Source organism: Anaerolinea thermophila (genome assembly GCF_020723905.1).
GTDB classification, from domain to species: Bacteria; Chloroflexota; Anaerolineae; order Anaerolineales; family Anaerolineaceae; genus Anaerolinea; species Anaerolinea thermophila_A.
Window position 1 is genome coordinate 38651 of the sequence record NZ_DYHZ01000003.1, and the last position, 12028, is coordinate 50678.

The 12028-nt window shown below is 47.0% G+C and carries 12 protein-coding genes; 3 read left to right on the plus strand and 9 right to left on the minus strand.

Annotated elements, in window-relative coordinates; genetic code table 11:
• Nucleotides 1–55: 55 nt before the first annotated feature.
• The 3 genes from LHF31_RS05000 to LHF31_RS05010 form a co-directional block, all read right to left on the minus strand.
• Nucleotides 56–2467, minus strand: coding sequence for a hypothetical protein (locus LHF31_RS05000; protein ID WP_298008182.1), 2412 nt, complete (start codon nucleotides 2465–2467; stop codon nucleotides 56–58).
• Between the two features lie 66 nt (nucleotides 2468–2533).
• Nucleotides 2534–3949 (minus strand): ABC transporter substrate-binding protein, encoded by a 1416-nt coding sequence (locus LHF31_RS05005; RefSeq protein WP_298008180.1) that lies wholly within the window; start codon nucleotides 3947–3949, stop codon nucleotides 2534–2536.
• 80 nt (nucleotides 3950–4029) lie between these two features.
• Nucleotides 4030–4686: a hypothetical protein gene (locus tag LHF31_RS05010; RefSeq protein ID WP_298008178.1), complete on the minus strand. Its 657-nt coding sequence runs from the start codon at nucleotides 4684–4686 to the stop codon at nucleotides 4030–4032.
• Between the two features lie 195 nt (nucleotides 4687–4881).
• Here LHF31_RS05010 and LHF31_RS05015 point away from each other — a divergent pair, with 195 nt between their 5' ends.
• Entirely contained in the window at nucleotides 4882–5742 is an 861-nt protein-coding gene (locus LHF31_RS05015) for a DegV family protein (RefSeq protein WP_298008176.1), read from the plus strand.
• Here LHF31_RS05015 and LHF31_RS05020 read toward each other — a convergent pair.
• Nucleotides 5739–6419, minus strand: a complete 681-nt coding sequence (locus LHF31_RS05020; protein ID WP_298008174.1) for an HAD family phosphatase — start codon at nucleotides 6417–6419, stop codon at nucleotides 5739–5741. The two genes, LHF31_RS05015 and LHF31_RS05020, sit on opposite strands and share 4 nt — an antisense overlap.
• 117 nt (nucleotides 6420–6536) lie before the next feature.
• On the opposite strand from LHF31_RS05020, the gene LHF31_RS05025 reads away from it, so the two are divergent.
• Nucleotides 6537–7553 (plus strand): LacI family DNA-binding transcriptional regulator, encoded by a 1017-nt coding sequence (locus tag LHF31_RS05025; protein ID WP_298008173.1) that lies wholly within the window; start codon nucleotides 6537–6539, stop codon nucleotides 7551–7553.
• On the opposite strand, the gene LHF31_RS05030 is transcribed toward LHF31_RS05025, so the two are convergent.
• The 5 genes from LHF31_RS05030 to LHF31_RS05050 are packed head-to-tail and all read right to left on the minus strand — an operon-like array spanning nucleotide 7543 to nucleotide 11035.
• The gene (locus LHF31_RS05030; RefSeq protein WP_298008170.1) at nucleotides 7543–8190 is read right to left on the minus strand and encodes a hypothetical protein; all 648 of its coding nucleotides are present in this window, start codon (nucleotides 8188–8190) and stop codon (nucleotides 7543–7545) included. The two genes, LHF31_RS05025 and LHF31_RS05030, sit on opposite strands and share 11 nt — an antisense overlap.
• Before the next feature lie 12 nt (nucleotides 8191–8202).
• Nucleotides 8203–8412, minus strand: a complete 210-nt coding sequence (locus LHF31_RS05035) for a hypothetical protein (RefSeq protein WP_298008168.1) — start codon at nucleotides 8410–8412, stop codon at nucleotides 8203–8205.
• 27 nt (nucleotides 8413–8439) lie between these two features.
• The gene (locus tag LHF31_RS05040; protein ID WP_298008166.1) at nucleotides 8440–8655 is read right to left on the minus strand and encodes a hypothetical protein; all 216 of its coding nucleotides are present in this window, start codon (nucleotides 8653–8655) and stop codon (nucleotides 8440–8442) included.
• Between the two features lie 18 nt (nucleotides 8656–8673).
• Nucleotides 8674–9792 (minus strand): cell division protein FtsZ, encoded by a 1119-nt coding sequence (ftsZ, locus tag LHF31_RS05045; protein WP_298008164.1) that lies wholly within the window; start codon nucleotides 9790–9792, stop codon nucleotides 8674–8676.
• A 4-nt stretch (nucleotides 9793–9796) separates the two neighbouring features.
• The gene (locus LHF31_RS05050; RefSeq protein WP_303773732.1) at nucleotides 9797–11035 is read right to left on the minus strand and encodes a hypothetical protein; all 1239 of its coding nucleotides are present in this window, start codon (nucleotides 11033–11035) and stop codon (nucleotides 9797–9799) included.
• A 91-nt stretch (nucleotides 11036–11126) separates the two neighbouring features.
• Between LHF31_RS05050 and LHF31_RS05055 the strand changes: the two genes are divergently transcribed.
• A complete protein-coding gene (locus LHF31_RS05055) occupies nucleotides 11127–12023 on the plus strand; it encodes an SDR family oxidoreductase (RefSeq protein ID WP_298008161.1) in 897 nt (298 codons plus the stop codon).
• The last annotated feature ends 5 nt before the right edge of the window (nucleotides 12024–12028 follow it).

Genomic DNA, 12028 nt, shown 5'->3' on the forward strand with positions numbered 1-12028 from the left:
GTGGTACCCTATCAGGACAACCCTCTGATTCTATCTAACATCAGAGGGTTGTTTATTATGGGGATTGAGGGGATTTTTCAATCTGGAAGGAGAGAATGATCTTTTCTACCCACGCTTTTTGCTGGGTATTTGATGGCAAATAATCAATACTGAGCGCTTTTCCCTCCTCCTTCAAATGGATCCAGTACGTATCACTGAGAACTGTCTGGTCGGTATCTTTGAACGTAGTGAGGTGATACACGGGAATTCCGGAAACAGTTTGAAAATCAGCAGGCGGACTTTGGATAAGACTGGAAATGAGAAATTCGCTGTAACGGATATTGATCAAGACCTTTGAAGAATCCAGTGCAATCCAACCCACCGGGCCAGAGCGGTAAAAGTTGGTTATAGACAAAGTAGGAGTTGGGGTATCATAGATCCAGATTTGCCATCCAAAAGGCACTAAAAAAGATCCCAGTGGCACTCCGGGGGCTGGGATCCGCACCGGATTTGAGGCAAAAATGGTTTCAACCGGAAAAGCAGGTGCAAGGTTTTGTGACTGAGATTGAATGGATGAAAAGGTCCCCAAAAGAATGCCATCATTAACAAGCACTTCAACTTGCTGTGGATCCTCCACAGGCAATTTCCAGATTCTTCCGGGGGTGTGAAACGTTTCGCCGAGGAGCAAAAGATTTTGCTCTGCTGTCCAATCAGCCTTCTGGATGGAGGGAAACTCTGTTGTCCAGAGGTTATTTTCCCAGTCAGTAGTGTCTTTCAGGATCAAAAAACCCTCTTTGAGATCCTCTCGCACAGTGCGAGAAATCAGTACCCTGTAATGATCAGGAGATAAGAAAATTCGTTCGTTTTGATGGGAGATAACCGGAGCCTTATTCAGATAACTGCTTCCAAACAAAGCCAGCATGGTGGTAAGCGTTTGTTCTTCATGGAATGTTGGAGGACTCCATAAAGGCATTTCCCGGGAAGAGACATATTTCCCAACCGGTATCTCACTTTCAGAAGGCTCGAGTTCGGCAAGGAGAGTGTCGTCTATGGAATAAGCCAGTTTCCATCTCGGCACCCACAGTTGGTCGCTCCGGGTTGTCCACAGTAACCGGTAATCACCCATTACAGGCAGTGAATTGCTCTTTGTTTCGTTTTTTGAAGTCAATACAATCCGTTTTGTTCCGCTGCGATCTAATAAGCCCAAATACACTTCACCTGACGGTAAACCAGAGGGAGACAGGTACAACACTGCCATCCATTTGTCATTGGGAGACAGGGATATACTTAGAACCTTACCAGGGAGTCTGGCAAATGGAACCGTGTTACCGCGTTCAATAGAGTAATCGCTGATGGTGCGAGGAGCATCAATCCCCGCAAGGAAGAGGTGTTTTCCATCTTTTGACCATGAAAGGGGTACTGGAGAAGACGCAATGGGAATGGTTGTCTTACTACCATCGGTAGCAACCAGCCACAAAGTTTGATCTTGAGGACAATTCACAACCAGCCAGTTTCCATCTGGGGAAAGCACTGGCGGGGTGAGAGTGAATTCCTCCGATGGTTGAAAAAAACCGGACTCGGTGAGAACGGTTTCTGTTTCTGTTGCGAGATCTAGTATTCGAATGCTTCCATCCCATCCCACGTAAAGCACTCGATCTTCTGAAGACCCGGCTGGAGGAATGGTAGACTTTTCTGGTTCAACAGTCGGTGTGACTTCGTTCATGAAAATTGGTGTGGATGCAGGGCTGAAGGGGGAAAAGGCTCCAGATGGACCGCTTAAGCGCAAAATGGTCCAGAAGAGAATAATTACGAAAAGAATTATGGGTAATGCCCTCGAGAGGAAACCAAATATTTTTTCATGCAGGTACTCAACTCGCCAGAAGAATAACCTGAAAGTGAACAGAAATTCATTTGAGGGTTTCTGGGCAAGGATGGAGCGAATTTCTTGTTCCAGATGCTGGGTGAAGTACCCTACCGGCATTAATAAATCTTGAAGTGTGCGCAGATGGGTATATTGAGAAATAAGTCTGGAAAGATTGGCTTGCGTATCAATGGGTTGCCAGCCAAGCACAGCCGCAATCTGATCTACCTCCAGTGAGGTAAATAAAGCCATTGCCAGCCCATCTGCGTATTTTCGAGGAAGTTGTTTCCACTGCTCAGCATGCTCCTGGATGCGGGCAAAGAAGGTCAATTGTTGTTGTGTGGGTAAAGAAAGCCCATTCTCTGGAGGGGGTTCATAAGCAGGATGCCGTTTGAGAGTGGCTACAGCAATCTGAAAAAGCCATTCCTGATGGGATGTCTTTGAGTCCTTTCGATGGCTCCACGCCCTTGCCGCCTGCAAAAAGACAAATCGGGTGAGTTCTTGAGCCTCTTGCCAGTCCCCACACCGGGCAAGGAAGTATCGGAATACCTCCTGAACTGTATGATGATACAGTCGGATGAATTCTTCCGATTTCCCACGCAAGGGAACATTTAAAGACCCAAACATGATTGACTCTGATCCTGTACAGGATTATAGCGGTTTTTGGGGTGTTATCCAAATGCCTGTATCAACCTAGGGAGTGGGGGTGGACTGGGAGCGGAAAAGCTCATATTCTGCTAACGTTTTGAGTTCAGCCACGACATCTTCAACCGATTGACCTTCTGCCAGGTGAAAAACTTGCCAGAATGCATCTTGAATCGGGCGACGAATCACCAGCCAATCCGGATTGCCAGGTAAAGGAATAAGGGAGGCTTCTCCTTCAAAGTGCTTTTGCAGTTCTGGGAGAAGGAGAGAGTCTTTGAATGGGTTTTCCAAAGAAATACCGCCATAAACTCTGGTGATTTCCATCTGTCTGGTATTTTCCGTGAGCCATCGTATCCACAACCATCCCGCCATTTGAAGGTGAGGGTCATTCTTCAACAAACCGTATGAGTAACCGGTGGTCAGGTAAAACGGTTTTCCATCCTCTTGTGGAAAGGGGATCAATAACCATTCATCTTTGCTTTCGGTACTCTGTTGATATCCCTGTTGAAAGGAAAGGTCTTGAAGAGAACCGATATAAAACAACGTGTAGCGGTCTGAAAAATATCCGTAAGGAGAAGGATTCAGCCCCTGCCAGAGGCATCCCTGGGCTTGCATGTTTCGCAGGAACTTGAGGGTGTCGTTCACTTCGGTTTGATTAAATTGAATGGGTTCACCGGGTTTCTCAGGTAATACTCTGGCATTGAATGCGTACCACCATACCAGGTCATGGAATGGTTCAGTTGATAACAACCATCCTCCAGTTCCTCGTTTTTCCAGATAGACGCTTCGATTGTTCTGACGCGCGGCAGCGCAGGCTTGCTCGAGCAACTCCTGGGGGGTTGTGGGCGCTTCCGGATAGCCCAATTCATTTGCCCAGGTGCGGTTATAAACCATCCCATACACAGTTCGCAGTGCCGGAAAACCACTTTGCGCTCCTGAAAACCGATCCTGAAGCCAGAACATTTCATGGATTTCCTGCTGTTCTGTTTCGGAAAGTCCCCACTCATGGAGAGAGAGATATCCATCTAATGGTGTAATCCATCCTACATTCAGTCCGAAAGACAGGTATTCCGGTGGGGCTAAAATGACCTGGGGGTTCTCGGATTGTATCAAAGCGGGCAATGAATCCATACCGCCAGAACTCAAAACCCTGACCTTCATCCCGAAGGGGTTTTCCTGGTTAAACCGCATGCTCCATTCTTCATATTGCCCGGCAAGAGCCCCAGTAAAGGGATGTAAAAACAGGATTTCACTCCCCTTGAGTGTATTCACATCGACACGGTACTCCAGCGGAACTTCAGGGGTAAACGTAGGGGTTGGTTGGGGGGTAGGGGTGATGGCTCCTGGGCTGGGTTCCCGGGTGATGGAGGGCGGATTGACCGTTGGAGTTGTACAGCCAGAGATGACTGCCAGAATCACAATAAACAGAAATAAACGAATTCTTTTGGGGTAAACCCTGTTCATAGGAGATAGTTTACTGGATACGAAGAAATTACACCAGAGCCAGTTGGTTCTCTGGTGTAATTTCTTATTAGAAACGGGGGTTATCTTTTCGCTTGAAGGATTCGAGATCCATCTCGATTCGTGTGCAGTGTAACTTTCTTTCCCTGAACCTCGACGAGAATACGATATCCTGGCGTAATCACCTGCAGGCACATTTGATCCGGTTGGGAGATACCCAGACAGGAATCGGGCCATTCTACTTCCTGAATTTGAAGGATGTTAATCTGACTTTCATTTGCGCCAAAGGATTCCATCAAAAATGTTTTTACTTTTTCGGATATATCTACCATAGGGACGTCTCCAACAACTCGTATGGTTGTGCCATCTTGATTGGTATGAATCACTACGGTTTTGCCATCAACCAGGAGGTGAATGCGGTAACCACTGACGATCATTTCAGCGCAAACCTCATCGGGTTGAGGTAATTCAAGACATGCATTAGCCCATTCTCTTTTTTCTACTTCTTGGATTTTGAGTTTCTCTCTGGGGACATTGAGCACTTCAGATGCCTTTTGAAGGGTATTCTCCATTGCCTTTTCTTCAGTGATTGTATCGGGTGCTGGATAGGGCTCTGTGGATCCATTGGGTACATCTCCTGATGGATAAGGAGAGGGTGTAACGGAAGATGAACTCTGTGGCTGACATGCAGAAATGAGTAGCCCAAAAATGATAATCATTATGATCCAGGATTTTGGCATTTTTACCTCCAATTGTTTTACTTACTAAACCAGACGGTTTAAAGGATAAAAAGTTCCCAAAGGGTTTTTATGGAAACAACCAATTTGTGAACCTTTTAGATGTGCCTGGAAATATGACTGCAGTCACCCTTCAGGTGAAATCGGGAAGAGTATAATATTTCCAAAATTCCTAATAAAGAAAGCGCGTATATATATATGAAATACCCCATTGCACTGATTACCGACAGCACCTGTGACATCCCTCAAGCCTGGCGGGAAGAAAACGAAATTTCCGTTGTTCCTCTAACAATTCACTTCGGGAATGAAACTTTTCTGGATGGGGTTACCTTATCCCCTGAAGCCTTTTACGAAAGGCTGGAACGGGAAGCCGTTCATCCAACTACATCCCAACCATCTCCCCAGGATTTTTTGAATGTATATCAGAAAGTCCGTGCCGAAGGTGCGCAGGAAATCATTGTTTTTACTATTTCCAGCGCAATGAGTGGAACCATTGAGTCGGCTCGCCTTGCCGCGCAGGATTTTCCTGTACCCATTCACATTGTGGACAGTAAAAACAACTCGATGGGATTGGGCTGGCAGGTGATTGCTGCTGCGCGAGCGCGTGAAAAAGGCGCAAATGCTCAGGAAATGATGGCGGTGGCTACAAAAGTTCGTGAAAAAATGGTTTACTATGTGTCCCTAAATACCATGAAGTACCTTGAAAAAGGGGGACGGATTGGGAAGGCAACCAAATTTCTTGCGTCATTATTACAAATTAAACCCTTAATTTATGTAGATCCCGCCACTGGTGTTGTCCATCCTTCTATACCAGCGCGTTCTCGCAATGCCGCTATTGATGGACTGTTTAAGGAATTTTTTAAGCACATGGATACCAGCAAGCCGATGCATATTACAGTTTTACACAACGCTGCCAGAGACGAGGCAGAGGCTCTTGCTGAACGGGTAAAAGAGACGTTCCATCCTGCCGAACTCTTCATCACAATTGTCAGCCCTGTATTGGGAGCCCATACCGGGCCCAAAGCAATTGCGCTATGTGGTTATTCGGAGCCGGATTAATCGGGATGTATTGGGGAGCGGTCACACTCCTTTTCCAGAATCTCAACCACATCCGCCAGGGTGTTTACCTGACGCCATACCAGACTTAAGGCCTGTGGCGAAATGGGTTGAATGTCCGGAATGTGAATGCATCGAATTCCCGCTGCGGAGGCTGCCTGGATTCCTGCTTCAGAGTCCTCAAGCACAACACAACTGGAAGGAGAAACTTCCAGTTTTTTTGCCGCAGTGAGGAATAGATCAGGCGCTGGCTTTCCACGTGCCACTTCGTCCCCTGTGACAATCACTTGGAAGAAATTAGACAGTCCTGCGGCTTTCAATTTTTTCTCTGCCAGACGGCAATAGGTTGAAGACGCAACTGCGGTTTTCAAACCGGTACGGGAAATATGAGCGGCTAACTTCTCCCATCCCGCCTTTGTAGGCATACCTTCCTGCTCGATGATTTCAAAGAAGCGTTTTTCCCGTTTTTGATACATTTCCTCAAATGGAAATTCCATTCCATAGGCTTGTCTAAGAATGGCTTTGACATCCTGTTCAGTTCTACCAATCATTTGATGGTAAATTTCTTCGCTCAAAGTGTAACCCGCATGAGCCATGACTTCAGACCATGACCGTTGAGAGAGCCGTTCTGAGTCGATGAGTAATCCATCAAGATCAAATATTAATGCCTGAATGGTCATTCTCTACTCCGTTCCAAAGATGGTGTGATTATAAATCAATTGAGAAAATATTCCTCACAGCAGCATGAGAATGTAGGATTATAATTAGAAAAATTTATGGCTCAGAGGTGAACTCTGGTGGTAGCGGCAAATCGTCATCCAACATTACATGATGTTGCGCGTTTAGCGAATGTATCCCATCAAACGGTTTCTCGTGTCATTAACAACAGCCCCAATGTAGCCGATGATACCCGTGAGCGGGTTTTAGAAGCCATTCGAATTCTGGATTACCACCCCAATCGAGCGGCGCGAAGCCTGATTACAGGGCGTTCCCAGACCCTTTACCTGGTTCACCTTAATCCTCGTTTCCTGACCCCGCTCCCTGCCATTATTCAACATGCAGATTCTCATGGATATCGAGTAGGACTCTCCATGATCAAAGAACCTGTTTCTCGGGAAGAGTTACAGGGATTATTGAATGAAGTTTCTTCCAGAATTGTGGACGGATTTCTCTTTATTGATCCTCAGGGAATTTATACTGCAGAAGAACTCAACCGCTTTTGTCGAGGCGTACCCTATATTCAGTTGGGTGGTGAGCCAGTAGATCACGTGCCTGCTGTACTGTTTGATCAGGAACAGGGAATGCGTGCAGTGCTTAGACATCTGGCTCAATTAGGACATCACAAAATTGCCGAAATCAGCGGGTTGATGGTGAACTACGATGCCAGAATGCGTCATCGCGCTGTGGAAGCGATTGCGGGGGAATATGGGCTTGAACTGGTTGCCTGGTTGGAAGGTGACTTCACTGTCCCCAGCGGTTACCGATTAACCCGTCAATTGCTTCAGAAAAATGGTAAGCGCTTTACGGCGCTCATATGTGGCAATGACTTGATGGCTTTAGGGGCTTTACGCGCAATTCATGAATGTGGGTACCGGGTACCAAATGATATTTCTGTGGTAGGGTTCGATGATGAGTTGATTTCCTCCTTCTTTGAACCTCCACTTACAACCGTCAAACAAGATTATGATGAACAGGCACAAATCGGAATTGAATACTTAATTAACCGGATTGACAAGAAGGATTTCACCATTGAGCATAAACGCATCTCTCCTCAACTGATCATTCGTTCCAGTACCAGTAAGGCTAATGGGTAGGATACCACTCGCACCGGGTTGGTTTGGGAGAGGCTGTCAGTCTCTCCCATTCTTTTATGGCAAGGTCTTTTGACCAGTTGGTGCTTACGTGCTCTTTCAGGGCATCAACATTCAGAGGATAAGACAGAATCGGGCGATTGCCTAAGACCTGGCAGGTGGCGCTCAATATCCCCTTTAAGTCTTTGCCTGTAGAGTCGGAAATTTCTTTGGGAAACGCCGATTTAATTTCTTCCAGCCCTTTTTGATCCACGACAACAAAATATGCCCACTGATAGCCTTTCTTGCTGAGTTGTCGGGTAAACTTTTGAGCCAGTTTATCTTGCTTGATCTGGAAATTGCTCTGTAAATCCTTATGCAGGTCTTCTGAGGTGTCGATTCGCATCAAATGAAGTGCCGATTGATTGGAAGACTGGTAACGCAGTACCATCCAGGCAGATTGGAAAGATGGTTTACTGGAGGAAAGCGAATCCACCTCAATGACCAGGTAATTCACTTGTGAGTTGCTGATATGCACCGCTGACGGGGAAGAAAAGTTCAACAGCCCTAATTGTTCCACCCGAATGGCAAACAGGAAACCGAACCATGCTGAGATGGTAAAAGCGACAATGAAGAAAATAGCCCATGGATGCTTGTTCATAGTCTTGGTGTCTCAAATAAGGAAAATGATCAGACAGAAACCTAAAACGAAGCCGGTGAAACCGCATGAAAGGAGACCCACCAGCCATAACCATTCTTTGCTCTGATAAGAACCTGTCAGTGTAGATCGGACAAGAGCGCGGACAAAAGAAGAACGGCTTAATGCGGTGATGGCGATATTACAGGCCATTAATTCCAGGTGGTAGTGTAGATTGGCTTTCATAAACGCTCTCCTGAGGCAATGAATACGCTATTTTGAGGTGGTTAATTTGATGATTTTTCCATTTTGATCAACAACAGCCCGAACAGTTCTGGGAAGGGGATGCCCATCTGCGGTTTTAACGCTGGCTTTGAAGATCAAAAGATGACCGTCCGGGCGTTTCGTAACTTTTGGCGAAACCCCAGCCACTTCCGGAAATTGCCGGTAGACTTCTTTACAAATGGACGTCAGGAGGTGAGTTTCCATAGCCGCACGAATCCTCATTTAGTGTAATCTTCGACGCATGAACGCCGGGATGTCCAGATCCGTTGAAGAAATCTCAGCAGGTAGAGGTTCGCGAACCTCTACCGGTTGAACAGGTTTCTCGAACCTGGTTTCCTGCTGGACGGGCGTCACTCTCTGGATGGCCTCCACCGGGGTTGCGCCTACACCTGTGACGATTAAGATGACCTGAGCGCGGTCTCTCATGCGTTCATCCGTAATCACACCCGGGATGATGTCTGCCCGCCCATGAGTTTGTTCCTGAAGATATTGCATGGCTTCCATTAGTTCCATGAAGGTCAGGTCGGCGCCTCCGGTGAAGTTGGCAATGATTCCCGTGGCGGAATCGAGACTGATGGAATCGAGAAGCGGATGGTGAATGGCATGTTCAACGGCTTTCAGGGCTTTGGAATTGCCTTCGCCAATGCCAATTGCCATGAGCGAGCCACCGCCGTGTTGCATCACTTGCCGAATGTGAGCAAAATCCACATTGATCAGGCCAGGCTGGGTGATTAATTCAGAAATTCCTTGAATCCCTTGTCTGAGGACATCATCTGCAAGGCGGAAAGCCATATCCAGCGGTAAATTCGGAGAGGCAATCTTCAGTAATTGATCGTTAGGCACAGTAATTAAGGTGTCTGCATGAGGTTGAAGTTTCATCAACCCTTCACGGGCATTCTTTTGGCGTTTTCCAACCTCAAACCCAAAAGGCATGGTCACAATGGCAACGGTCACCGCACCAACCGAACGCGCCGCTCTGGCAGCCACAGGAATGGAGCCCGTGCCGGTTCCACCTCCCATACCGGCAGTCAGGAAGACCATATCCGCTCCGCGAAGTGCGTCGCACAGCACATTGAAACTTTCTTCTGCCGCCAGTTCTCCCTGAATGGGGTTGCCGCCCGCACCCAGCCCGCGAGTGGTGCGAGGTCCCAGAACGATTTTCTTGGGTGCCAGGGATTGTTTCAGGGCTTGTAAATCGGTGTTGGCGGCAATGAATTCCACCCCCTTCAGATCCAGTTCAATCATCCGATTGACTGCGTTCGATCCGCCTCCTCCCAACCCCAGAACCTTGAGATTTGGAAGATGAACATGGGAATTGTTTTGTGCAGGTTTTGTCAACATGGTTTCACCTCTCTCTCAGGATTGTTGCAAGGGCTGTGCCAGTCTCACTGATCCGTTCTACAAGAATGCCCATGTGACGCAAATAACTCAAATCTGCTTCTGGCACTTCTTCCTCAGTGGCAAGAACCGTCACATGTCTGGCTTGTGTTGCTTCTTGAAGGGAAAAGCCTAAGGTGGCTTTGTGTTTTATGACAAAGGGATAAGAGGCTCTCACCCGCCAGTCTGTAATTGCTGGGTGACTGGTGCCAACCAGCACATAATGTGCGATGACAGGCATGGCGGGGGGATTTACGCTCTGGAAACTCTGTTTTGGTTGATGTGTATCCGTCCATGCTTTGATTTGTTCGAGGGCTTGCTGAAAGGCTGTGCTGTCTGGTTCACCAGGTATCCACAATCCCATTGCCTGAACCGAATGAGAGCCTGATGGTTGATTTTTCTGTTCTTTGGGGGTGAAAAAGGCTTTGAGAATTTCCAGTCCTTGCCATGTTTCCAGATCTGTTGAAGGTTCCTCTGGTTTCCCTGTTTCAAGGATGAACAATGGCAGGTTCTCAAAACCAACCGAACGGGCAATAGAGGAATACCATTCGTGAATGTTCACTCCCCGATGGTCTTCATTCTCCGGGTTCAGGTGGTAAGGCAAAACAAGCGGCCAGCGTTCTGGACCACCTGTGCCCCAGTTCAGAGGATGTCCGCAGGTCCATCCATAAGCGCTGATGCCAAAATGGACCTCGTGATTTCTCCGCTGCATGGCTTGTAGTGTAGATTTCAGGAAGAGGGTATCCCAGTAATCTCCGCCGGGTTCAAGGGGAGGTAAGATTGGGAGGATATCGAATCGGTTGGCAAACTCAAACAGAGGAAAAACCTGATCTACGAATCGTTCGACCAGATTCGGGAGCACCCAGACCGGCGCTGACCAGGATGAGCGCATATTGGGCCGGTCAAAAAAGATCAAATGCTTTACCCCTTGTTTTGCATATGTTTCTATTAGCAGGTAGAGGTCTCTGTTTTGGGAGGCATTTTCAACGGATAATCGCAGATGAATAACCGGGCAAAGATTTTCTGCTATACATTGAGATAGAAAATATTCTGGAATGGCCGTAGTAGAATGAACCGACAAAAACAACAGGTGACTGCCTGCTGACTTGATCAGGGGGAGGAAGGTGATGGCATCTTGTAGCCGGTAATGTTCATTATCAAGAAAGTAGTGAACGCCAAGTTGCGGGGTTGTTGTAATGGATTCCATGCTGATAATTGCCTCCACTGGACTTGAAAGACTTTCTGGTTCATTTCGGAGCAAGAGTCATGCCAGAACCTGATCTGCTATAATTCTTTCGATGCTACTGATTACAGGCGCTACAGGATTCATTGGCCGTCATTTAGTCCCGCACCTGGTCGAACTGGGATATTCTGTTCGTATCCTTTTGCGTCCATCCCCATTTACCCCGCTTCTTCCGGAAGGTGTTTCTGTGGAAACGGTTATTTGTAATCCTGACGATGAGAGGGGAATTCAGTCTGCACTGAAAGGGGTTACCCAGATCATTCATCTTGCAAGTGCAGAACACTCAGAGAATCCAGAATCACATTTATCCTTTGAGAAAACTTTTGCTGAAGTGCTATTCCATTCTGCTGCTCGTGCTAAGGTTCAACGAGTAATGTACTTGAGTCATTTAGGAGCAGATCGTTTATCTGCTTTCCCCTCCCTCAAAGCCAAAGGATTGGTGGAAAAAGTTATTTTGCGGTCGGGTATACCATTTACTATCATTCGATCTGGCATGATATTTGGTGCGGGCGATCATTTCACCCTGCCAATTGCGGTAACCATGAGAAAATCTCCGGGTTTTTTCTTGCTTCCGGGAGAGGGCCGAACTTCTGTACAACCCTTATGGATTGGTGATCTGGTGATGGCTTTGCCCCTCTTCCTGGAAGATCCTCGCGCTGAAAACCAGTTGTTTTCTCTGGGAGGACCAGAATATTTGACCTTTCGAGAGGTTTGTCAATCGATTAAAGAGGTATTGGGCTTGCGAAGAACGTTTGTGCCGATGTCACCGGGTATTTTGCGTCTTTTGTCCCAGAGGTATTCCAGACACAAACCATCCATGTTTTTACCGACGTATTTGCTTGATTATCTGGCAACGGATAGAATCACTACCCTGGATACGTTGCCTCGATTTCTGGGTATCATGCCAGAACGCTTTACCCATCGTTTACATTATTTGAAAACTGCAGGATAATCAAA

Coding starts and splice junctions, on each gene's coding strand:
- LHF31_RS05020 (WP_298008174.1), bottom strand. CDS start 6,419: ATGACCATTCAGGCATTAATATTTGATCTTGATGGATTACTCATCGAC.
- LHF31_RS05035 (WP_298008168.1), bottom strand. CDS start 8,412: ATGAAAGCCAATCTACACTACCACCTGGAATTAATGGCCTGTAATATC.
- LHF31_RS05030 (WP_298008170.1), bottom strand. CDS start 8,190: ATGAACAAGCATCCATGGGCTATTTTCTTCATTGTCGCTTTTACCATC.
- LHF31_RS05000 (WP_298008182.1), bottom strand. CDS start 2,467: ATGTTTGGGTCTTTAAATGTTCCCTTGCGTGGGAAATCGGAAGAATTC.
- LHF31_RS05005 (WP_298008180.1), bottom strand. CDS start 3,949: ATGAACAGGGTTTACCCCAAAAGAATTCGTTTATTTCTGTTTATTGTG.
- LHF31_RS05010 (WP_298008178.1), bottom strand. CDS start 4,686: ATGCCAAAATCCTGGATCATAATGATTATCATTTTTGGGCTACTCATT.
- LHF31_RS05055 (WP_298008161.1), top strand. CDS start 11,127: ATGCTACTGATTACAGGCGCTACAGGATTCATTGGCCGTCATTTAGTC.
- LHF31_RS05015 (WP_298008176.1), top strand. CDS start 4,882: ATGAAATACCCCATTGCACTGATTACCGACAGCACCTGTGACATCCCT.
- ftsZ (WP_298008164.1), bottom strand. CDS start 9,792: ATGTTGACAAAACCTGCACAAAACAATTCCCATGTTCATCTTCCAAAT.
- LHF31_RS05050 (WP_303773732.1), bottom strand. CDS start 11,035: ATGGAATCCATTACAACAACCCCGCAACTTGGCGTTCACTACTTTCTT.
- LHF31_RS05040 (WP_298008166.1), bottom strand. CDS start 8,655: ATGGAAACTCACCTCCTGACGTCCATTTGTAAAGAAGTCTACCGGCAA.